The following is a 21553-nucleotide window of genomic DNA, read 5'->3' on the forward strand; positions in this document are numbered from 1 at the left end:
GCTCCCGTCCCCGGGAGCACGGCCACTCCGATCCTCGCGACCCAATCGAAGGGAATGCGTCTCATGCGCAAGCTTGCCAAGGCGATCGCTGTCGGAGCTGTTGTCGTGCCGGTCGTCCTCGGTGGCGCCACCGTCGCGTCTGCCGACGGCGGTCCGGGCTACGGGAAGTCCGACAACTCGGCGACCGTCTACGGCGGTACGTCGTCCAAGACGAAGAGCGGCTTCACCGAGGACGGCACGGCCTACTTCGTGAAGACCTCGAAGACCGCCAACTCCACCGGTGCGACGGGCAACGCGACCGGTTCGCATTCCTGACCCAGCGGCTCCACGAGAGCCGTCGGGCAGCAGGCCCCGAGGAATGATTCCTCGGGGCCTGCCGGTGTAAGCAATATGAAATGCATGGCTCTCCCTAATCTCTGATCCGAAATCTCTGATCCGAAATCCCCCCTACGCACCACCACACACGCACAGAAGCACCCGCCCGAAAAGGAGTTCCGATGCCCGCCCCCCGCACCACGCTCAGCGCCATGGCCCTGGCCGTCGCCTGTCTCGCCGCCGGGACCGCCACGACGGCCACCGCCCTGACCGTCCGCGAGGCGCCCGCCGACGCACAGGCCGACAGCACCCGCACCGCCTCCGCCATCACCGAACTCTCGGCCGAGGAGGTGAGCACGGGGGCCTCGGCCCGCGTGAAGGTCACCGGCCGCCTCGTCGAGGGCTCCACGCTCACCTTCCCGCTGGCCCGCATCCCGCTGACCGTCCACGTCACCGACACGGCGGCCGCCACCCCCGCGAGCTGCCACGCCCGCACCACGGACCGCGGCACCTTCAGCTGCTCGGTCGCCGTGACCGCGGGCACGACGCGCTCGGTGAAGGCCGCCTTCGCGGGCAACGAGCTGTTCGCCCCGTGCACCTCGACCACCAGCATCGGCTCCACCGACGAGGCCGCGCTGCCCACCGACCCGCTGCTCCCCGACACCACCGCGAGCGTGCCGGACGCGGCGGCCACCCCGGCAGCGACCCCGGCGGCCGCCACCACCCCGGACGACTCCACCCCCGCCTCGACCCCCACCGCGCCCGCGGCGCCCACTCCCCCGGAGCTCCCGACCGCCCCGCCGAACGGTTCCTCGGGCCTGACGTTGAGCTAATCGGGTTGGATGACCGCATTACTCGTTCCGGCACGGCCCGGACGCTTCCCCGGTCGGCACCACGGACCCGCAGAGTGGGACAGGTTCACATCCACACTCCTCGCGGCAAGAACCAGGGAAGGAAGCCTCGTGAAGGCACGTCATCTCCTCATGTCCGCATGGGCCACGGCCGCTGTGCTGACGGCGGCGGGAGCGCCACTGGCACAGGCCGCGCCGAATCCCCCCGAGTGGAACTCCGAGGCTCCCTCGCCCGCATGGGCGGGGGAGTCCTTCTCGTTCGGCAAGGACTCGATGAGGCACACGACCACCCATTCGGGGTTCCGCGCGGACGGCACCGCCTACTTCACCAAGGAGGAGATCCGATTCTCGCCGGACGGAATCTCTTTCAGCGGTATCTCCTCGCACTCCTGAAATCGGATCGCCACCGCGGCATTCGCACCGCGGACGCCGTGACCTCACCCTGAGTAAAGACGTTAGGGAAATACGCGGCTGTGTGTAGGCAGTCGCTCTATCCAAGTCAAAGGAGAACGTGATGTCTCGCATCGCGAAGGCAGCCGCTGTCACCCTCAGCACCGGAGCCGTAGTCCTCGGCGGTGCCGGCCTGGCCATGGCGGACGCCGGCGCGCAGGGTGCTGCGGTCGGTTCCCCGGGCGTCGTCTCGGGCAACCTGGTCCAGGCCCCGATCAACGTCCCGGTGAACGTGTGCGGCAACACCGTCAACGTCATCGGCCTGCTGAACCCGGCCTTCGGCAACACGTGCGCGAACCCGGGCGGCGACCACGACGCCCCCCACGGTGGCGGCGCCGGCTACGGCGGCTGACCAGAACCCTGACGGAGCCCCCGGCGTGCGTTCCGCCGGGGGCTCCGTCATGTCCGCGCGCTAACTCCCGTACGAGTAGAGCCCCTTGTGGTCCAGGAGCTCGTCCGGTCTGACGTCCCACGGCGGCATCGGCTCGTGGCGGGCGACGATGCGCCGGTACTGGGACGAGCCGAGTCCGGGCGGCCGCTGCGGCAGATAGCGCGCGGAGTCGGGGTGGCGCCGCTGCCACCGGTCCCACAGCAGGTCCACGAAGGCGTGGTTGAGCCAGAAGACCGGGTCGTTCACGGAGGCCCCGCCCAGCATGTGCCCGCCGACCCAGCGGTGCACGCGGTTGTGGTTGCGCCAGCGCTCGGTGCCGCGCGCCGACGTCCAGCCCTCCAGCTTGTTGCGGAAGCCCTCGGGCGCCGTGGAGTCCCACGGCGGGACGTCGTAGCGGGGGTCGGCCATGGCCCACTCCACGTCCTGCGGCGTCGGCAGGTCGATCGGGTCCTGGGGACGGCCGAGGTCACGCATGAGGAACTCCCCGTCGGTGACGTCCTCCTTGATGGCCCAGTGCCCGGTCCGGTACGCGAAAGGACCGGTCATCACCTGCCGGTCGCCGCGGCGCCCGTTGCCGCCCATCAGGTCCGCGCCCCACAGCGACCCGGCAGGACCGCGGTCCTTCGTCCAGTCCCAGTAGGGGACGGTGACGCCGGAGTCCATGCGCCGCAGGGCCCGCTCGAACTCCAGGAGAAAACGGCGGTGCCAGGGGAAGAACGAGGGGGTCATGTGGGCGACCCGGAGCCGGTCGTCGCCGTCCGACACATAGAAGTCGATGTGCATGCGGACGAATTCGTCGTACTCCCCCCGGCGCTTCAGCTTCAGCAGCGCGTCGACGAACCGGCGCCGCTCCCCCCGGCTGAGGCTGCTCTGGTTCCTGCGCGTGTGGGCCATGGCCGTCCCTTCCGGCGTTCGTCCGTCCCCGCCCGGCTCAGTGGATGCGGCCGCTCAGGGCCTGGAGGGGGCCGAGCTCGTCGACGGCTCCCTGTGCGGCGGCGAGCGGCGTCGCGTACGACTGGTAGTGGTCCACCATGCTCAGATAGCTGCCGTCCGCGCGGCGCATCAGGCCGAGCTGCCGCCCGTCGACGGTGATCCGCCAGCCGCCGGAGGCATGGCCGCCCTGGTGGGCCATCGGCTCGCCCTGGATGCGGCGGCCCCGGTACGTCTCGTCGAACGGCGGATCACCGGGGGTGCCCGGCGGAGCGGGCGCGGGCGGCGCGGGCGTCTCCGGCACGGCGCGGACGATGCCCACGGCGGCCAGACAGGCCGTGGCCGCGGCGCCGATGAGATGGCGGCGGGTCATGCGGTCGATCAGCGAGAACCCCATGCTGTCCTTTCCTCGACCAGGCCGGTCAACTGGTCCAGAAGTCCCACCAGCGCGTCAGGATCAGCATGCCGATGGCGCCCAGGTGCACGGTGGGAAGCACCCAGGTGAACTCGCCCAAGGCGGTGCGCAGTCCCCGCGGCGCGGGCAGGAATCCGGACCGTACGTTGTGCGATGTCACGTACCAGAACATGAGCGTGGTCGCGGCCCAGGCCAGGCAGCACCACAGGCAGAGGGAATTGATGCGGTAGAGGGACTGGAATTGCAGCCAGCCGCAGAAGGCGACGCCGAATGCCGTGCCCGCATTGAGGGTCAGCCAGTACCAGCGGGGAAAGCGCGCGCCGCCGATCAGTCCTACGCCGACACAGATCACGACGGCGTAGGCGGCGAGTCCCAGCATCGGATTGGGGAATCCGAAGGCCGCGGCCTGTTTGCTCTGCATGATGTTGCCGCAGGCGACCACCGGATTGAGGCTGCACCCGGGAACGTAATCCGGGTCCTTCATCAGTTCCAGCTTGTCGAGGGTGATGACCCACGCGGCCAGGAGTCCCGCGGCGCCGGTGACCACCAGGAGCAGGCCGAGACGCCACCCGGCGGCGGCCGGGGCGACGGGCGCCACCCGCGCCGCACCGGGGGCGCCGACCGCCTGGAGCGGCACCCGGTGCGGCAGTTCGGTGGTGGGGCGCATCAGCGCAGGCTGCGGGCGGGCAGCAGGCAGTGCGCCGCGCTGAGCATGGTCTCCTCGTCCCCGGCGAACTCGCCGAGCCGCTCCTCGGAGACGGGCTCACCCGGCTTGGCCTCCGGCCACGCGCGCGTGGTGGCCATGAAGTAGGCGTGGCCGCGCTGCTTGACGGCGGCGAGCCACTCCGGCGGCGCCACGCACTGGGCGTTCAGGTGGGGCATGTTGACGACGGCGTGGTCGCCCTCGACGAGCAGGCTCACCGGCAGGGACGGGTTGCGCGCGCCGTCGATGAGCGGGCCGCCGATGGGCAGGCCCGCGTCGGTGAGGAGGGTGCGCATCGCTTCGGCCGTGGCCTCCGGGCCGCCCTCGGTGTCGCCGAGGGAGTAGGCCAGCAGGAACGGCATGTCCTTCTCGTCCTCGGGGTGTTCGCCGCTCCAGGCGAGAACAGCCAGGGTTCCCAGATCAGTTGCTTGGAAGGGGCGCTGTTCACTGGAAGTTGAGGTCATGAGGGGAACCGTATAGACGTGGGCGTACGCGTCCTGCGCTGTTGTCACCCGTGTGGCCCAGCGCGGCGCCGCCATCACACGATGGGGTCACCCGGTCGGCTCCGGTGCTGACGCGCCGCGCGGTCGGCCCGGCGGTGCGGACATGCCGAAGGGCCGGTCCGTGGAAGAGGTGACCGGCCCTTGCGCGCACGGGGCGCTGGCGTTCCGCATGTCCCGTCCCGGCCGATGTCCCACGGCCTCCCGGGAATTGAGCGGGTGCTACTTGGCGAGGGGAAGCCCGCCGAGGAGCTCCGTGGGACCGCCGGCGGAGTTCAGGCCGTCCGTGGTGTCCTTGACCGTGTTGACGACCGAGTCGCTGTTCTCGGTGTCGAGCATGTTCGTGCTCACCGGCTTGGTGTCGAGCAGGTTCGGGGTCTGGCCGGCAATGGTCTCAAGGCCACCGTTCAGGCTGGTGGGCGCCAGGTCAGCGGCGAACGCGGGCGCGGCGGAGCCGGCGATGGCGATCGAACCGGCAAGGACTGCAGCAGCCTTCAGGGCCTTCATCATGTTCCTTTCTCTGGCGGCGCGCGCCGCCTTTGGGAGCACTGTTCAGGCATCGTTCGCCTGTTGTCTCTGTTCACTGGGACTAACGAGCGCGGGCCGGTACGGAAACCCCTGGCCCTGAAACTTCCCCGAACCCACTCGAATGAAGAACGGATCTCATCCTCATATCAACCGCCGGAATTATGGCGGGTGTTGACAGCCGCATAAAGAAAAAACCGCCCTGCCGGAAGGAATCCGGCAGGGCGGGCGAAGGTGCGCGTTCTAGAGCGCGGGAGCCTGCGGCAGGGCGGGCGTCTGGGGCAGACCGCCGGTGGGCAGCTTGGGCAGGCTCGGCAGGCCCGGGAGGTTCGGCGCGGGCAGGCCGCCGCCGAGGACGGTGGCGACGACGGCGTTGACCAGGCCGAGCAGGACTCCGGGCGCCGCCGCGAGCACGGCCTTGGGGTCACCGGCCGTGGCGGCCTTGACCAGCTCGTCGACCGCCTTCTGCAGCGCGGCGAGGGCGTCGGCCTTGGCGTCCATCGGCGCCTTGGCGGCACTCTGCGCGCCGCCCGTCGGGAGCTTGGGTGCCTCGGGGACGCTCGGCAGGCCGGTGCCCGGGGCCGCGGGGGCCGCCTTGGCCGCCGCGTCGATGGCCGCCTTCACGGCGTCGACGTGCTTCTTGGCGTCCTCGGGGGAGAGCTTGCTGTCGGGCGCCTTGAGCACCGCGGTGAGCAGGTCGGTGACGGGGGTCAGGACCCCGCCGAGGCCGCCGAGCTGCTGGGCCTGGCCCAGCAGGGCACTCGCGTCCGGGGCAGGCGCGCGGGGGGCGGTCCGGGTGGCTTCGCGGGAGGCGTCGCCGTCGGAGGCGAGGGCCGGTCCGGCCGTGCCGAGAAGCAGCGTCGCGCACAGGGTGGTGGTCGCGAGGCGGCGTACGGGCAGAGCGCGCATAGGTGTTTCCCTTTCGATGATGCGTCGGATCTTGAGATCACCGTGAAAGCGGAAAACGCCCTCCGCAACCGAGCGACTGCGGAACGTATCGGCCCTATGACGCCCGTGCGGGCATCTGCGCAGGTGGGACGTGGAGGTGACGGTCGGTCGGCCGTTCGGCCGCGCGCCCCCCATTCGGGGTACAGCTGATAACACCGCGGCGGCGGGGAACCGCGCCGACACGCGGAACGGCCGCCCCCGCTTTCGCGGGGACGGCCGTTCGCAACCGACGGTGCGTCAGTCGTTGGCGCACTGGTTGCCGAACGCGGGGTTCAGCAGGCCGATGACGTTGACGCTGTTGCCGCACACGTTGACGGGGACGTGGATCGGCGCCTGCACGTTGTTGCCCGAGATCACGCCGGGGGAGTTGGTGGCTGCGCCCTGCGCGCCGCTGTCGGCGGCAGCGACACCCGCGGATCCGGCCACGGCGGCGGCGGCGACAGCGGACAGGGCGAGAGCCTTGGTGGTACGGGACATGGAGTGCTGCTCCTTGGTGATGATGCGACGTACGGGCGGGCTGCCCGTCTGGAGGGATCAACTGCCGACCTCGGCGCCGAGTTGTGCGCCCAGACGGGTGATGCGCGACGGCAACCATCGCGGCGCCGACCTTCACCGTTCCGACACACGCGCGGAGGTCGACCGCGCCTCCCTTGCCAACGGCTACAGTTGCGCTTCCCTTTAGGGCATTCCACTCATACGACTTCGGATTCGCACAAACGGTGCGAAGCCCTCATGTCCGCTGTGGTTCAGAGTTCACACACTCGGAAGGCCAACGCCGCCATGCGTCACTCCCTGGGCCTGCGTCGCGTGTTCGTCATCCCTCTCGCCCTGGCCGCGTGCCTCGCGGCGAACGGCACCGGCGCGGCCGCCCCGCCCGGCGGAGGCGGCGAGCGGACACGCATCGATTTCGCGCAGAGATACAGAGCGCTGCAGCACGGCGGGATCGTCCGGGCCGCCAACTCGGCGATCACCTGCCGTCGCGCGATCGACCGGACGGCGGAGTCGTGCGCCCGAACGCGGGGCGGCCGTCCGGGTGTCAACGACGACTTCGACATGTTCTACATCGACGTCGACGACGACCCGAACACGTACAACTCCAGCACCGGCGAGGTGCGCCTGCCCCCGCACTCGCGCGTCTCCTACGCCCGCCTGTACTGGGGCGGCAACCTCAAGGTCGGCGAGCAGAAGCCCCCCAAGGACAACGGGCGGGTGCTGATCGCCGAGCCCGGCGGCAACTACAAACCGGTCGTCGCCGACACCCCGGTGGGCCACCGTGTCACTGACGGCACCGACGGCGCCGACGCCTTCCAGGCCTCGGCCGATGTCACCGGCCTGGTGCGGGGGGCGGGCAGCGGCGCGTACACCGTGGCCCAGGTCAACGTCGCCATGGGGCACTCGAAGGCGGGTGCCTGGGGCGGCTGGACGCTGGTGGTGGCGTACGAGAACGCCGCCGAACCGCTGCGCCACCTCGCCGTCTGGGACGGCTTCGACTCGACCGGGGAGCAGGGGCACCGGCACGCGGTCCGCATGCGCGGCGTGCCGCGGGGAACGGGCGGCATCGCCGGTGTGGTGGCCTACGACGGCGACCGCGGGCGGCGCGGCGACACGGTGGGCGTCTCGGCAGGAGGCGCCAGGACCGTGCCGCTGACGGACGACGCCAACCCCGCCGATGACGCACTCAACTCGACCATCAGCGAGCCGGGCACGCCGATCCGCAGGAACCCCGCGTACCCGAACACCCTGGGATACGACTCCGACGTCTTCCCGCTGGCCAAGAGCCCGGACCGGCACGGCGACCTGACGGTCCGCCTCGCCTCGCAGGATCCGGCGTGGGTCGGCGTGGTCTTCGCCGCCGTCGGCGCGAAGCGATAGCGCCTGTTGTCCCGCTCCGATTCCGCGGTGCTCCGCACTGACTCGAAGGAGACGCGCATGCCTCTGCCTTCAGCACCCCACCCCCCACGGGTCCTGCACGTCAGCCAGCCCGTGGACGGCGGTGTGGCACGGGTCGTCGTCGACCTGGCCGCCGCCCAGGCCGCGGCAGGGACCGACGTCCACGTGGCCTGCCCCCAGGAGGGTTTCCTGCCCGGCGCGCTGGCGGCCCTGGGCGCCGGTGTCCACGTCCACCCCTGGACGGCGTCCCGCTCCCCCGGCCGCGGCCTCGCCACCGAGGTGCGGGACCTCAAGCGCGTCATCGGCGCGGTGGGCCCCGGCGTCGTCCACGCGCACAGCGCCAAGGCCGGGCTCGCCGCGCGCCTCGCGCTGCGCGGCAGCATCCCCACCGTGTTCCAGCCGCACGCCTGGTCCTTCGAGGCGGTCGGCGGCCTTACCGCGTTCCTCGCGCGCCTGTGGGAGCGCGGCGCCGCCCGGTGGGCGGACCGCATCGTCTGCGTCAGCGAGGCCGAGTGGGTCACCGGCCGCCGCGCCGGGATCGCCGGTTCGTACGCGGTGATCCCCAACGGCGTGGACACCGAACGGTTCACGCCCACCGGCCAGGACATCGCGCACGTCCGGCTCGTGGTGTGCGTCGGGCGGCTCTGCCGTCAGAAGGGCCAGGACGTGCTCCTGCGCGCCTGGCCCACCGTCGCCGCCCAGGTGCCCGACGCCCGTCTCGTCCTGGTCGGGGACGGGCCCGACGACGCCCGGCTGCGGGAGCGGGCGGGCCCGCGGGTGGCCTTCGCGGGCGCGGCGGCCGACGCCGCGCCCTGGTACCGGGCGGCCGACGTGGTCGTCCTGCCCTCCCGCTGGGAGGGCATGGCGCTGGCCCCGCTCGAAGCCATGGCCTGTGCCCGCCCGGTCGTGGTCACCGATGTGGACGGGGCACGGGAGAGCCTGCCGCCGTCCCACCGCCCGCACGCCCTTGTCCCCCCGGAGGACCCCGGCGCGCTGGCCCACGCCCTGGTCGCCCTGCTGCGGGACGGGGAACTGCGCGACGCGCTGGGGCGGCGCGGCAGGCAGCACGTGCTGGACCACCACGACACACGCCGCGCCGCGGCCGCCGTCGACGCGGTGTACGGCGAGCTTCTGGGCACGGCGCCCACCGAGTACAGGGAGTGCAGCACGACGTGAGTGCGGAACGGACCGTTGCTTCCTCATCGGCTCAGTCACGGCAGGACACCCAGGGCCCACCCGGCACCTTCGTCGTCGCGCCACGCGAAGCGACGGTCCTGCGTGCCGGGACGGCGGCGCGCCGCCCGGCCCGGCAACGGCGCTCGGCCGCCGCGCTGGTGGCCGCCGACTGCGCCGCCGCCCTGGTCGCCCTGCTGCTGCTCGCCGACCCCCGGCAGCAGGCCGTGCTCGCGCCCCTGCTCATGGCGTGTGTGCTGGTCCTGAACGTGCAGGGGCGGCTGTACGAGTACGCCGCGCTGCCCGACACCCTCGGCCAGGTGCCGTCGCTCGCCGGGCGGATCGCGCTCGGCTGGTCGGTCACCGCGGTCCTGGCCACCGCCCTGCCCACGGTGGGGTCACTGGCCCCGGAAACGCTGGCCGGTGCGGCCGCCGTGCAGTGCCTGCTCAGCTTCTGCGGGCGCGCGCTGGTCCACCGGCACCGGCGGGCCACCACCGTGCGCAGGCCCCGGCCGGTCCTTGTGCTCGGGCCCGTCGGCCAGGCGCGCGGCGTGGCCGCCGCGCTGCTGCGGCGCCCCGGCTGCGGCATGCGGCCGGTCGGCATCGTGAGCGAGACCGCCGACCCCCCACAGGACAAGGAGAGCGGCTCCGAGACTCCCTCGGGGCCGGGGCGCGACCTTCCGGTGCTCAGCACGGAGGACGAACTCCACCGCGCGGTGATCCAGAACGACGTCAGGGCCGTGTTCTTCATCGCCGACCGCGGCACCGGGCTCGCCGGATGGCTGCCGACCCTGCACGGCCTGGGCTGCGACCTGTGGGAGCTCGAACCGCGCTGCGCGGGTCCCGTGCCCGCGCCGGGCGGGCCACGGCAGTACGTGGCCGGGTTCGCCTGCCGTTCCCTGACGCCCGCGAGCGCCCACGGCACCAGCGCGGGCAAGCGGCTCCTTGACATCGCGGTGTCCGGAGTCCTGCTGCTCGCGGCGGCGCCGGTCCTCGCGGCCTGCGCCTTGGTGCTGCGGACCGTGGAGGGCCCCGGCGTGATCTTCCGTCAGGAGCGCGTCGGCAAGGACGGGCGGCTGTTCACCCTCCTGAAGTTCCGCACCCACCGGCCCGTCGACCAGCAGGAGGCGGCGACCCGGTGGAGCGTCGCCGACGAGCACCGGATGAGCCCGTTCTGCCGGTTCCTGCGCGGCACCTCGCTGGACGAGCTGCCGCAGCTGTGGAACGTACTGCGGGGCGATATAAGTCTGGTCGGCCCCCGGCCCGAACGGCCCTTCTTCGTCGCCCAGTTCAGCCAGACCTATCCGGACTACGCCCACCGGCACCGGATGCCGACCGGCATCACAGGGCTTGCCCAGATCCACGGCCTGCGCGGCGACACCTCCATCGAGGACCGGTGCCGCTTCGACAACGCCTACATCGACAGCTGGTCGTTCTGGCAGGACCTGTGCATCCTGCTGCGCACCCTCGGCTGCCTCGTCCGCCGCACGGGGAGCTGAGCACGGTGACCCACAACCCGTCCACCGCCCTGCCGCTCGGCTCGCGCCTGCACGACGTGGTGCTGCCCGCGCTGCGGCGGAGCGCTCCGGTGCTGCCGGTGGTGCTCCTGGTCGCGCTGCTCGCCCTGCCGGTGCCCGCCGAGGGAGCGTCCGCCGGGGGCAGCGGCGGCGGCACCGGCGGCGTGGCCGACGCGGTGTCCGCCCTCGTCGTCGGCTACTGCGTCGTCCGTGTCGTACAGGCCCGGCGGCGCCCGCTGACCCGCACCGCGGCGGTCCTGCTCGGCCTGCCCGTCGTCGGCATCACCGTGGCGGCCTTCGGCGCCGCCACCGCCGCGACCGGCGTCGCCGGGGCCGCGCGCTATCTGCAGATCTTCGTGCTCGTACCCGCCGCCGTCCTGCTGCTCATCCGCGACGCCCACCACTTCCGCCTGCTCGCCTGGTCGTTCGTCGGGCTCGGCCTGTGGCAGGGCGTCATCGGCGTACACCAGAACCTCACCGGCACCGGCGCCTCGTACATGGGCGAGGACATCAGGGCCGTCGGCACGTTCGGCTCCACGGACGTGATGGGGATGGCGACCGTCGTCTCGTACGGGCTCGTCTGCGCGCTCGCGCTCGCCTTCCGCCCGCACGCGCCGCGCCAGCGGTCGGCGGCGGTGGTGTGCGCGGGCCTCCTGACGGTGCCGCTCGCGCTGTCCTTCAGCCGCGGCGCGTGGATCGCCACCGCGGCGGCCTGCGCCGCGGTGCTGCTGCTCGCCGGGGTGCGCCGGGCGGGCCGGGTGCTGCTGGCCGGGGCGGCGGCCGCCGTGGTCCTGGTGGCCGGACTCGGCGTGGGCTCGGCGATGCTCCAGGAGCGCCTCAGCAGCATCACCCAGGTCACCGACACCCCCGACCAGTCGGTGACCGACCGCTACACGATGTGGGCGGCCTCGGCCGACATGTGGCGCGAGCGGCCGGTGACCGGGGTGGGCCTCAAGGGGTTCCCCGACCACCGCGACAGCCACGCCTCGCTCGCCCTGTCCTCCGGCAGCGACACCGCGGGCGCGGGCAGCGCCTTCGTGCGCCAGCCGCTGCTGTCCCCGCACAACATGTACCTGCTGGTGCTCAGCGAGCAGGGGCTGCTCGGGCTCGGCACGCTGGCCGGGAGCTGGGCGGCGCTCCTGGTGTGCGCGGTGCGCAGGTGGCAGCGGCAGCGCGCGGGGCGCGACGGTCCGGGCGGCCCGCGCCTCGACTGCGCACTGGTGGCCTGCGGGCTGCTGGTCTGGCAGCTGATCGACTTCGTGTACGCCGACATCGGCGGCCCCTCCACCGTCCTGACCGCCATCGCCTTCGGCATGGCGGCCTGGTGGGCGGTCGGCTCCCGTGAGCGTCAGGGAGACGCCCTGCGCGGAGAGGCGGGCCCGCGATGACGACCGTGCCGCCGCCGGAGGTGGCCCCCGACCCGGACGCGCCGCCTGCCGCCGTGACCACCGCGCCCGTCGCACCCGTCGCACCCGTCGCCCCTTCCGCGCCCGCCGCGCCCGCCACGCCTGTCGCGCAGGAACCCGCGGAGAAGACCGGGAGCTCGTTCCTCGCCAAGGCCGCGCTGGTCACGGCCGTGCTCTCCGTCGCAGGTTCGCTCCTGGGGCTCGTACGCGACCAGGCGCTTGCGCACTTCTTCGGCGCGGGCACCGACACCGACGCCTTCCTCGTCGCCTGGACGGTCCCCGAGCTGGCCGCGACCCTGCTCATCGAGGACGGGCTCGCCTTCTTCCTGGTGCCCGCGTTCAGCCTGGCGCTGGCGCGCCGCTCGGAAGGCCCGCTCGTCGACCCGGTCCGCGAGCTCGTCCGGGCCTCGCTGCCGCGGATGACCCTGTGCTTCGCGGGCACGGCCGTCCTGCTCGTCGCGGCGGCGCCGCACCTGGTCGCGGTCCTCGCCCCCGGGCTGCCCGATCCGCAGCTGGCCGTCGACTGCACCCGGCTGACCGCGACCTGCGCCCTGACCTTCGGACTCGCCGGTTACTGCAGCGCGGCGCTGCGGGCCCACCAGCGGTTCGTCGCGCCCGCCACGGTCTACGTCGCCTACAACGCGGCCATCATCACCGCCCTGTTCGCGCTCGCGCTGCCGCTGGGGGTACGGGCCGCGGCGGCCGGGGTGGCGGTGGGCGGGGCCCTCATGGTCGTCGTACAGGCGCCTTCGCTCTGGCGTCAGCTGCGGCGTCCCTACCGGCCCGGGGCGGAGCCCGCGCCCGCGTCCCCGGCCGGGGGCTCATCGGGCTCATCGGCCTCAGCGGGCTCATCGGACAAGACCCTCCAGACCGCGATCATCTGGACCGTCCTGTTCTTCGCGCTCTGCCGCCAGTCGCAGGTCCTCATCGAACGGTTCCTCGCCTCCTCGCTGCCCGCCGGGGCCATCTCGCACCTGAACTACGCGCAGAAGGTCGCGCAGATGCCGATGGTCCTCTCGCTCATGCTGTGCACGGTCACCTTCCCCGTGGTGGCGCGGGCGCTGGCCAAGGGCGAGACGGAGCGCGCCCGCAAGCGCGTCGAGCGGGACATCGTCCTGGCCGGATGCATGGTGCTGCTGGGCGCGGCCGCGGTCGTCGCGGCGGCGCACCCGCTCATCGAACTGCTCTTCCAGCGCGGCGCGTTCACCGCACAGGACACCGCAGCCACCGCGTCGGTCATGCGGGTCTACGCCCTCGGCCTGCTCGGCCACACGCTGGTCGGCGCGCTGGCCCGCGCGCACTTCTCCGTCGCCCGCAAGACCTGGGTGCCGCTGTACGCGATGTCTGTCGGCGTCGTCGCCACCGCGGGGATCGGCTTCCTGACCGTCGGCACCTGGGGCGTGCACGGGATCGCCGCGGCCAACGCGACCGGCATCTGCGTCACCGCGCTGCTCCTGCTGCGCGGCATGGGCCCGCGCACCGTGCCGATCAGGAAGCGGGCCGTCGTCGGGCAGCTCGGCCGCCTCGCGGTGGCCGCGGGGGGCGCGGCGGTGCTGGGCGCCGCGTGCGCGCAGCGGGTGGCGCAGCCCGCCCTGGCGGTCCTCACCAGCTTCACGGCGGTGACCGTCTCCTTCGTGCTCCTGGGTCTGCTCCTGGGGGCGCAGCCCTGGGCGTCCGCCCTCCGCTCCGTCAGCAGAAAGCTGCGTCATGTCCGTTGACCTCACCCCGCCCGCGCCGTCCGGCGCGGAGCCGTTCCTGCGGCTGCGGCCGCCCCGCACCCCGGCGTGGGTGGCGATGTACCACTCCGTCGCGGACCCGTCCGACGATCCGTACGAGATCACCGTCGCCCCCGAGCGGCTTGCCGCACAGCTGCGCTGGATGCGGCGCCAGGGGCTGCGCGGCGTCTCGATGAAGTATCTGTTCGAGGCGTGTGCGCAGGGCCAGGAGCACAACCTGGTGGGCCTCACCTTCGACGACGGGTACCGCGACTTCGTCGACCACGCGCTGCCGCTGCTGCGCCAGTACGACTGCTCCGCCACGGTGTTCGTCCTGCCGGGCCGCCTCGACGGCGACAACGCGTGGGACCCGCTCGGCCCGCGCAAGCCGCTGCTCGGCGCCGACGGCATCCGGCACATCGCCGAGTCCGGCATGGAGATCGCCTCGCACGGGCTGACCCACGTCGACCTGACCGCCGCCGACGACCGCGTCCTGCGCCGCGAGGTCGGCGGCAGCCGGGCGGCGCTGCACGACCTGACCGGCGCCGAGGTACAGGGCTTCTGCTACCCCTACGGCACCGTCGACGAGCGCGTCGTGGCCGCCGTGCGCGAGGCCGGATACCGGTACGCCTGCGCGATCGCGCCCGGCGCGCTCACCGGCCCGTACGCCCTGCCCCGCGTCCACATCGGCCAGGACGACACCGCCTGGCGGCTGCGCCTGAAGCTGCGCACCAACCGGCTCAGGCGCCGCGCGCTGGCCCGCTCGGCGGTGACCGGATGAGGGTCCTGCACATCATCACCGGCCTCGGCGTGGGCGGCGCGGAGCAGCAACTGCGCCTGATGCTCCGCCACTTGCCGACGACCTGCGACGTCGTCGCGCTGACCAACGCGGGCACCGTGGCCCAGGGCATCGCGGCCGACGGGAGCCGCGTGACCGACCTCGGCATGTCCGGCAACCGGGACGTGGCGGCGCTGCCGCGGCTGGTCAGGATCATCCGGGCGGGCCGGTACGACGTGGTGCACACCCACCTCTACCGCGCCTGCCTGTACGGGCGCATCGCGGCCCGGCTGGCGGGGGTGCGCGCGGTGGTGGCCACCGAACACTCCCTGGGCGACTCGCAGATGGAGGGCCGCCCGCTGACCGCGGGGGTCCGCGCGCTGTATCTGGCCGGGGAGCGGCTCGGCCGGGTGACGGTCGCGGTCTCCCCCGCCGTGGGGGCGCGGCTGCACCGCTGGGGCGTGCCGCGGCAGCGCATCCGGGTGGTGCCGAACGGCATCGAGGTGGAGCGCTTCCGGTTCGACCCGGCGGTCCGTACGCACACCCGGCAGCAACTCCAGCTGCCCGAGCACGCGTTCGTGGTCGGCGGGGTGGGGCGGCTGGCCGCGGGCAAGCGCTTCGACGTCCTGCTGCGGGCCGCCGCCCTGCTGCCCGACGACGTCGTGGTCGTCCTGGTGGGCAGTGGCCCCCAGGAGCCGGAGCTCCGGCGGCTCGCGCACCGGCTCGGCCTCGACGGGCGGGTGCGGTTCGTCGGCGAGTCCACCCACGAGTCCGCTCACGGGTCCGCTCACGAGAACACCGCCGCCGCCACGGGCGGCGCGCCGGACCTGCCCTCGCTCCTGTCCGCCATGGACGCCCTGGCATCCCCCTCCCCCGAGGAGGCCTTCGGCCTGGCGCTCGTGGAGGGCCTGGCCAGCGGTCTTCCCGTGCTGTACGCGTCGTGCCCGGCCGTCGAGGGCCTCGACGCGGCGGAGCGGTCCGGCGCCGCGTACTGCCCGAGCGATCCGGACTCCTTCACGCAGGCGCTGCACGGCCTGCGGGGCGACGTCCCGCCGCACCGCGAGGCACCGGCCGCGGTACGGCACTACAGCATCAGCCGAAGCGCCGACCAACTGATGAGCGTCTACGCCTCAGTTGCCCCCGGCCCGACCTTGGAGGTGACCCCTCGATGAGCGACTCCGTGAACGAGCGCCCGCGCACCCTCGCCCTGCGATCCCGTGCCGCGCGGCTCCCCCGCTGGTGGGCCCTGCCCGCCTGCGCGGTCCTCGGCGCCCTGGCCGGTGCCGGGTACGGCGTGCTGCAGACCCCGCAGTACACGGCCACGAGTTACGTCGTCGCCGTCCCGCAGGAGAAGGCGGACCCGGCGACGGCACTGGGCTTCGCGCAGGCGTACGGCCGGGTCGCCACCCAGCTCGCCGTGCTGGGCGACGCGCAGGTCGCGGCGGGCATGTCGCCCACGGAGCTGCAGGAGAAGGTGCAGGTGGTCACGTCGCCGGACGCGCCGATGATCGCGGTCTCCGCGACCACCGACAAGCCGTCGTCCGCGGCGATCACCGCCAACGCCGTGGCACGGTCGCTCGCCACGAGCGCCAACCACTCCAAGGACAGCACGCAGATCAAGCTGCTGCCGTTCTCGCGCGCCCTGGCACCCAACGCCCCCGCGTCCCTCTCCACCGGTGTGACGACCCTGGTCGGCGGGTGCGCGGGCGGGCTGCTCGGCGGCCTCGCGCTCCTGGTGCGCCCGCGCCCCCGCACGGAGGCGGTGGCGGGCGCGTCCGTCCCGGGGCCCGCGTCCGCCCTGGTGCGGAGCGCTCCGTGAGTACGACGGCGAGCGCGTCGCCGCACACCGCACCGGATCAGCGGCCCGTGGCCGAACTGTGCGTGGACGAGGAGGAGTTCGACGCGCTCGCGGAGCCGTGGGGGCGGCTGCACCGGGCGTGTCCGGCGGCGACGCCCTTCCAGAGCCATGCGTGGCTGTCGTCCTGGTGGCGGTCCTACGGCCGTCCCGGGCGGCTGCGGGTGCTCCTGGTCCGCGACGGCGACCGGCTGATCGCCGCGGCGCCGCTGATGCGGGTGGACCGTCCGCTGCCCGCCCTGAAGCCGCTGGGCGGCGCGATCTCCGACTTCACGGACGTCCTGGTGGACGGCGCGTGCCGGGAGGAGGGGACGGCAGCGCTCCTCTCGGGGCTCTACGCGCTGGCCAGGACCGCGCTGATCGACTTCGGGGAGGTCAGGCCCGGCGCGTGCGTGGAGAGCCTCTATACACGCTGGCCGGGCCCCCGCCGCACGCTCGCCGGTTCCGAATGCCTCGAACTCCCCGCGCTGCCGATGGAGGAGCTCCTCAAGCGGCTGCCGACGCCGCGCGCCCAGCGCACCCGGGCCAAGATGCGCAAGCTGTCGGCGCTGGGCGTGGAGAGCCGTGTCGTCCCCACCGAACAGGTCGAGGACTCGGTGCGCACGCTCCTTCGGCTGCACCAGCTGCAGTGGCAGGGCCGCAAGGTGACCTCCGAGCACCTCCAGCCGCGGTTCCACGAACACCTGCTGCGCTCCATGCGGCCGATGGTCGCGGCCGGTGAGGCGGTGGTGACCGAGTTCAGCCTGGACGGCGAGGTGCTGGCGGCGGACCTGACACTGCTGTCGGGCACGCTGGCGGGCGGCTATCTGTACGGGGCGCATCCCAGCCTCCGGGAGCGCAAGGTCGACGTGGCGACGATGCTCCTCGACGCGTGCACCCGCCACACCGGCGGCGAGCACCCGCGCGCGCTGAGCCTGCTGCGCGGCAACGAGCCGTACAAACACCACTGGAGACCCGAGCCGGTCGCCAACCGGCGGTTCCTGCTGGCCCGCAGGCGCACCGCGCCCCTGGTGCACGCGGCGGCCTGGAGCGCGTCGGGCCGCGCGTGGGCCAAGCGGCGGCTGCGCGAGCGCGACGAGCGGCGGAGCGATGGATCCGGCCGCGGTGGCGGAGCCTCGTCGTGACGGCTCACGCCACCGCGGACCGGCGGGGGGTCAGGACGTCTGCGCGGCCGCGGGCTGCTGCGGGGCTGCGGGCTGCTCGGGGGCTGCGGACGTCTGCGGGATTGCGGGCTGCTCCGGGGCCGCGGGCAGCTCAGGAGCTGCTGGCTTCTCCTGGGCCGCGGGCGGCTCCGGGGTCGCGGGCTTCTCCGGGACCGCGGGCTTCTGCGGGTCCTTCCACCAGTCGAACCGCAGGCACAGCTTGCCGCCCAGCCAGTACTCGACCCAGTCGCCGAACTCCACCGGCGAACAGTTCGGGTCCTGCGGATTCACGGGCTCGGTCGGAGTGGTCGGAGCGGTCGGGTTCCCGGTGCGGCCCGAGAGCAGCTTGCGGTAGACCTCCGCGGCCTCCGGATTGTCCTTGCACTGCCACACGCCGTGCGGGCAGTAGTCGGTGACGGTGTTGTACAGCGGCTTCTTCTCGTCCATCCATTCCAGCATGCGGCGCATGTATTCCTCGTTGTCGCCGTTGCGGAACAGCCCCCATTCCGGATACGAGATGGGCTTCTTATGCTCGGTCGCGAAGTCCACGTGCTGCTGGAGGCCGTAGGGCTCCTTGACCTGCTCGTCGAATGACATTCCGCGCGGCTGGTCGTACGAGTCCATGCCGATGATGTCGACCGTGTCGTCCCCGGGATAGCACTGCGTCCAGGGAACGGCGTCCCGCCCCCTGCTCGGCGTGAAGTCGAACTGAAACTTCTGTCCCGGTACCGAACGCATCGTGGTGACGATCCTGTTCCAGTACTTCTTCCAGGACTCCGGGTCCGGACCGCAGCGATGGGTGTAGGTCGTGCCGTTCATCTCCCAGCCGAGGACGACCACCGTGTCGGGCACGCCCAGGTCGACCAGGCGCTTGGCCAGCGTCCTGAAGTGCTCGTCGAAGGTTCCCGCGGCGCCCTGCTTCAGCAGCGCGGACACCTCGGTGTCGCCGACGCCTTCCTCGTTGCGTTCGAGCATCGGGACGTTGAGCACGAAGAGCCTGTCGTCCTTCGCCTTGCGCCACTCGGCCCAGTTCTCCAGGAAATTCGGGGCGCCCTCGATGTTGCTCCACCGGTCGCCCGGGAGGTACGTGTGACCGACCCGCAGCTCGGCACCGCCGAGCCATTCACTGAGTTCACTCATCCGCTCGACGCCACGGGGTCCGTAGTCGAGATAGGCGCCGAAGGCGGGGGTCCCCGTGCCGCCCCCCGGTGGTTCACCGTCCCGTACGACACCCACCGTGTGTCCCGGCACCGCGGCCAGCGCCAGCGACGAGACGATTCCCGCGGCGACGAAAGCGAGACGGCCACGGCTCCGCCGACGCTGTGGGGTGTGTGGTCCCATATCTGCTCCTCTTTTTCCGGCCAACGGCCCAACTTCACTGACACTCCGTCATATGTATTTCTATTGCGCCAATCGGGCTTCTAATCCTGTGTTCCACCACATCGCCCGCATGGGCGATCGATAAGCGAGGGTGACGTTGCAGCCTCTGGATACACGCATTCCTGCGGTCCTAATGCGGATCGACAGGAATCCCTTTCACCACGGCACGCTGGGCGCCGTCCGCTCGCTGGGGCGGGCCGGAGTCGAGGTTCACCTGGTCGCCGACGACCGGCAGAGCCCCGTACAGCGCTCCCGGTATCTGCACCGGATGCACGCGCCGCCCGTGCCCGGAGCGTCGCTCGCCGAGGTCACCGCCGTCCTGCGGAGGGTCTCGCGCCGCCTCGGCGGGCCCGCCGTGCTGATCCCCCTGGACGACGCCAGCGCCCTCGCCGTCAGCGCCCTGTACGAGGAGCTGACCGACTGCTTCCTGCTGCCCCGGACGGCCGGGAACGTGGCCGAACGCGTGGCCGACAAGGCGACCCTCGCCCAGGTCTGCGCGCAGGCGGGCGTGGCCCACCCCACGACGCTGACGCCGGAGTCCGCCGCCGAGGCCGCCGGTGCCGTGGACCGGCTCGGGTCCCCCGCCGTCGCCAAGTGGAGCCGCCCCTGGCTGCTGCCCCGCGACACCGGCCTGCGCAGCACCACCGTGATCGGCTCCCCGCACGAGGCCGCGGCCCTGTTCGAGCGCCGCACCGAGGCGGGCAGCCGCCTGCTCCTCCAGGCCTTCGTGCCCGGCGCCCGCGACGCGGACTGGTTCGTCCACGGCTGCGCGGGCCGCAACGGTGTCGTACGAGGAGGCGGTACGGGACGGAAGCACCGCTCCTGGCCGCGCTCGGCGGGCCTGACGGTGAGCGGCGAGTGGACCGCGAACCCCGCGCTGTGGTCCGCGGCCGCCCAGGTGGTGGCCGCCCTGGAGTACCGCGGGATCTTCGACCTGGACTTCCGCAGGGACGCCTCGACCGGCGCCTTCCACCTCATCGACTTCAACCCGCGCCCCGGCGCCCAGTTCCGCCTCTTCGCCGACGGCACGGACACCGACGTCGTGCGCGCCCTGCACCTGGACCTGACCCACCGTCCTGTCCCCGCCCCCGAGCCCCTGCCGGGCCGCACCTTCCTGGTGGAGAACTACGCCCCGCTGACCGCGCTGCGCTCCCTCGCCCTGCCCGGACAGCGCACCGCACCGGCGTCCGGCGAACTCGCCTGGCACGCCGCCGACGACCCGGCCCCCGGGGCCGCCCTGCGCCGCATGTGGCGCCGCCACGTGGTGCGGCGGCTGCGCGACGGCGTGCGGCACCGGTCCCACGGGGTCCTGACGTCCTTGTCGATCAGGGCGCGGGAGCACGCGCCCGCCGTACTTCCCGGCACGCCGAACAGAGAGCGAGCAGTCACCGATGCATGACCTGCTGATTGTCGGAGCGGGCCCCTACGGCCTTTCGGTCGCCTCGCACGCCGCGGCCGCCGGACTGGACGTGCGGATCTTCGGCAGGACTATGGCGTCCTGGCGGGACCACATGCCGCGCGGCATGTTCCTGAAGTCGGAGCCGTGGGCGTCCGACCTGTCCGACCCCGCGGGCCGCTTCGGCCTGGCCGCGTTCTGCGCGGGCGAGGGCCTGCCCGCCGAGCACGGCCGCCCCCTCCCCATCGAGCACTTCGCGTCCTACGGGCTCTGGTTCGCCCGGCAGGCGGCGCCGCCGGTCGACGAGCGCCTCATCGCCTCCGTGCGGAGCTGCCCCGAGGGCTACGAGGCGCGCACCGAGGACGGCGAGGCCGTCCGCGCGCGGGCGGTGGCCCTTGCGGTGGGCGTGCTGCCCTTCACCGAGATCCCCCGGGCCGTCCGTGGCCTGGGCACCGAGCACGTCTCGCACAGCAGCCACCACGCCGACCTGCTGCGCTTCCGCGACCGGGACGTCACGGTGCTCGGGGCCGGGCAGGCCGCCCTGGAGACCGCCGCCCTGCTCGCCGAGCAGGGCACCCGGGTGCGGGTCCTCGCCCGCTCCCCGCGCGTGGACTGGAACACCGTGCCGCCCGCCTGGCAGCGGCCGTGGTGGGAGTCGCTGCGCGCCCCGCACACGGGCCTCGGCTGCGGCTGGCGCAACAGGTTCTACGCGCAGACCCCCGGGCTCTTCCGGCTGCTCCCGGAGTCGGCCCGCGCCCGCGTCGCCGCCGACGCGCTGGGCCCGGCAGGGGCGTGGTGGGTCAGGGACCGCGTCGAGGCAGGGGTCGAGGTGCGGGTCGGCCAGCAGGTCGAGTCGGCCGAGGTTGTCGGCGGCCGCGTCCGGGTGAGCACCGTCGGCGCCACCGGCGGGGGCCTGCGCTTCGCCACGGACCACATCATCGCGGCCACGGGCTTCCAGGCCACGACCGACCGCATCGCCGTCCTGCCCCCGGAGCTCCGCGACGGCCTGCGCTCCCTGTCGGACGGCACGCCCTACGTGAGCGACCGCTTCGAGACCTCGCGCCCCGGGCTCTTCCTCGCAGGTCTGACGACCGCGTCGAGCTTCGGACCCGCCATGCGCTTCGTGTACGGGTCCGCGTTCACCGCCGAACGCCTGGTGCGGGGCGTCGAACGGCACGTACGGCGCGGGCGTCGGACGACCCTCCCCGGCCAGTCGCACGAGGAGCACGCGCACCGGAACGCGGCGGCGTCCGCACGCTGATCGGGTGGCACC

At 73.1% G+C, this 21553-nt stretch carries 23 protein-coding genes; 15 read left to right on the top strand and 8 right to left on the bottom strand.

The features are described from left to right. Positions 1 to 63 precede the first annotated feature (63 nt). The 4 genes from ABZV77_RS23930 (at position 64) to ABZV77_RS23945 (ending at position 1968) form a co-directional block, all read left to right on the top strand. The gene (locus ABZV77_RS23930; RefSeq protein WP_356260349.1) at positions 64 to 315 is read left to right on the top strand and encodes a hypothetical protein; all 252 of its coding nucleotides are present in this window, start codon (positions 64 to 66) and stop codon (positions 313 to 315) included. 182 nt (positions 316 to 497) lie between these two features. Continuing rightward, on the top strand, positions 498 to 1148 hold the full coding sequence (locus tag ABZV77_RS23935; protein WP_356260351.1) for a hypothetical protein: 651 nt from the start codon (positions 498 to 500) through the stop codon (positions 1146 to 1148). A gap of 129 nt (positions 1149 to 1277) precedes the next feature. Then, complete coding sequence (locus tag ABZV77_RS23940) at positions 1278 to 1559, top strand: hypothetical protein (RefSeq protein WP_356260354.1); 282 nt, start codon at positions 1278 to 1280, stop codon at positions 1557 to 1559. A gap of 121 nt (positions 1560 to 1680) precedes the next feature. After that, positions 1681 to 1968 carry a chaplin gene (locus ABZV77_RS23945; protein ID WP_356260357.1) on the top strand — a complete coding sequence of 96 codons (288 nt, stop codon included), beginning with the start codon at positions 1681 to 1683 and terminating at the stop codon, positions 1966 to 1968. Between the two features lie 60 nt (positions 1969 to 2028). Here the strand turns inward: ABZV77_RS23945 and ABZV77_RS23950 are convergent, their stop codons facing one another. The 7 genes from ABZV77_RS23950 to ABZV77_RS23980 all read right to left on the bottom strand — a co-directional run bounded on the left by ABZV77_RS23950 (position 2029) and on the right by ABZV77_RS23980 (position 6505). Further along, positions 2029 to 2901, bottom strand: coding sequence for a tyrosinase family protein (locus tag ABZV77_RS23950; protein WP_356260359.1), 873 nt, complete (start codon positions 2899 to 2901; stop codon positions 2029 to 2031). A gap of 37 nt (positions 2902 to 2938) precedes the next feature. Beyond that, a complete protein-coding gene (locus ABZV77_RS23955) occupies positions 2939 to 3334 on the bottom strand; it encodes a tyrosinase cofactor (RefSeq protein WP_356260362.1) in 396 nt (131 codons plus the stop codon). A gap of 25 nt (positions 3335 to 3359) precedes the next feature. After that, on the bottom strand, positions 3360 to 4019 hold the full coding sequence (locus tag ABZV77_RS23960; protein ID WP_356260364.1) for a vitamin K epoxide reductase family protein: 660 nt from the start codon (positions 4017 to 4019) through the stop codon (positions 3360 to 3362). Next, positions 4019 to 4519, bottom strand: a complete 501-nt coding sequence (locus tag ABZV77_RS23965; RefSeq protein WP_356260367.1) for a DUF5949 family protein — start codon at positions 4517 to 4519, stop codon at positions 4019 to 4021. The genes ABZV77_RS23960 and ABZV77_RS23965 overlap by 1 nt, the downstream gene beginning before the upstream one ends. Positions 4520 to 4777: 258 nt before the next feature. Beyond that, complete coding sequence (locus tag ABZV77_RS23970) at positions 4778 to 5062, bottom strand: hypothetical protein (RefSeq protein WP_055566269.1); 285 nt, start codon at positions 5060 to 5062, stop codon at positions 4778 to 4780. A gap of 261 nt (positions 5063 to 5323) precedes the next feature. Beyond that, the gene (locus tag ABZV77_RS23975; RefSeq protein ID WP_356260370.1) at positions 5324 to 5989 is read right to left on the bottom strand and encodes a hypothetical protein; all 666 of its coding nucleotides are present in this window, start codon (positions 5987 to 5989) and stop codon (positions 5324 to 5326) included. 276 nt (positions 5990 to 6265) lie between these two features. Further along, positions 6266 to 6505, bottom strand: a complete 240-nt coding sequence (locus ABZV77_RS23980) for a chaplin (protein WP_055566271.1) — start codon at positions 6503 to 6505, stop codon at positions 6266 to 6268. Between the two features lie 303 nt (positions 6506 to 6808). On the opposite strand from ABZV77_RS23980, the gene ABZV77_RS23985 reads away from it, so the two are divergent. From ABZV77_RS23985 to ABZV77_RS24025, 9 genes are read left to right on the top strand one after another with little or no spacing between them, the layout of a single operon-like run. Continuing rightward, positions 6809 to 7900 (top strand): DUF3344 domain-containing protein, encoded by a 1092-nt coding sequence (locus tag ABZV77_RS23985; RefSeq protein ID WP_356260373.1) that lies wholly within the window; start codon positions 6809 to 6811, stop codon positions 7898 to 7900. A 57-nt stretch (positions 7901 to 7957) separates the two neighbouring features. After that, the gene (locus ABZV77_RS23990) at positions 7958 to 9094 is read left to right on the top strand and encodes a glycosyltransferase (RefSeq protein WP_356260376.1); all 1137 of its coding nucleotides are present in this window, start codon (positions 7958 to 7960) and stop codon (positions 9092 to 9094) included. After that, complete coding sequence (locus ABZV77_RS23995) at positions 9091 to 10590, top strand: exopolysaccharide biosynthesis polyprenyl glycosylphosphotransferase (RefSeq protein WP_356260379.1); 1500 nt, start codon at positions 9091 to 9093, stop codon at positions 10588 to 10590. Before ABZV77_RS23990 ends, ABZV77_RS23995 begins: the two co-directional genes overlap by 4 nt. 47 nt (positions 10591 to 10637) lie before the next feature. Further along, entirely contained in the window at positions 10638 to 11996 is a 1359-nt protein-coding gene (locus tag ABZV77_RS24000; protein WP_356261581.1) for an O-antigen ligase family protein, read from the top strand. Continuing rightward, the gene (locus tag ABZV77_RS24005; RefSeq protein ID WP_356260382.1) at positions 11993 to 13732 is read left to right on the top strand and encodes a lipid II flippase MurJ; all 1740 of its coding nucleotides are present in this window, start codon (positions 11993 to 11995) and stop codon (positions 13730 to 13732) included. Before ABZV77_RS24000 ends, ABZV77_RS24005 begins: the two co-directional genes overlap by 4 nt. Next, a complete protein-coding gene (locus ABZV77_RS24010; RefSeq protein ID WP_356260385.1) occupies positions 13722 to 14510 on the top strand; it encodes a polysaccharide deacetylase family protein in 789 nt (262 codons plus the stop codon). The genes ABZV77_RS24005 and ABZV77_RS24010 overlap by 11 nt, the downstream gene beginning before the upstream one ends. Then, positions 14507 to 15679 (top strand): glycosyltransferase, encoded by a 1173-nt coding sequence (locus tag ABZV77_RS24015; RefSeq protein WP_356260388.1) that lies wholly within the window; start codon positions 14507 to 14509, stop codon positions 15677 to 15679. Before ABZV77_RS24010 ends, ABZV77_RS24015 begins: the two co-directional genes overlap by 4 nt. Beyond that, complete coding sequence (locus tag ABZV77_RS24020) at positions 15676 to 16326, top strand: Wzz/FepE/Etk N-terminal domain-containing protein (RefSeq protein WP_356260391.1); 651 nt, start codon at positions 15676 to 15678, stop codon at positions 16324 to 16326. The genes ABZV77_RS24015 and ABZV77_RS24020 overlap by 4 nt, the downstream gene beginning before the upstream one ends. Further along, positions 16323 to 17486, top strand: coding sequence for a GNAT family N-acetyltransferase (locus ABZV77_RS24025; RefSeq protein WP_356260394.1), 1164 nt, complete (start codon positions 16323 to 16325; stop codon positions 17484 to 17486). Before ABZV77_RS24020 ends, ABZV77_RS24025 begins: the two co-directional genes overlap by 4 nt. A gap of 30 nt (positions 17487 to 17516) precedes the next feature. Here ABZV77_RS24025 and ABZV77_RS24030 read toward each other — a convergent pair whose 3' ends face one another. Beyond that, complete coding sequence (locus tag ABZV77_RS24030; RefSeq protein ID WP_356260397.1) at positions 17517 to 18845, bottom strand: glycosyl hydrolase; 1329 nt, start codon at positions 18843 to 18845, stop codon at positions 17517 to 17519. 136 nt (positions 18846 to 18981) lie between these two features. Between ABZV77_RS24030 and ABZV77_RS24035 the strand changes: the two genes are divergently transcribed. Together ABZV77_RS24035 and ABZV77_RS24040 are read left to right on the top strand one after the other, a co-directional pair. Further along, the gene (locus ABZV77_RS24035; RefSeq protein WP_356261584.1) at positions 18982 to 20283 is read left to right on the top strand and encodes an ATP-grasp domain-containing protein; all 1302 of its coding nucleotides are present in this window, start codon (positions 18982 to 18984) and stop codon (positions 20281 to 20283) included. Further along, positions 20276 to 21541, top strand: coding sequence for an FAD-dependent oxidoreductase (locus tag ABZV77_RS24040; protein ID WP_356260399.1), 1266 nt, complete (start codon positions 20276 to 20278; stop codon positions 21539 to 21541). Before ABZV77_RS24035 ends, ABZV77_RS24040 begins: the two co-directional genes overlap by 8 nt. Positions 21542 to 21553 lie beyond the last annotated feature (12 nt).

It is taken from the genome of Streptomyces sp. NPDC004732 (assembly GCF_040609235.1).
In the GTDB taxonomy this organism is placed as follows: domain Bacteria; phylum Actinomycetota; class Actinomycetes; order Streptomycetales; family Streptomycetaceae; genus Streptomyces.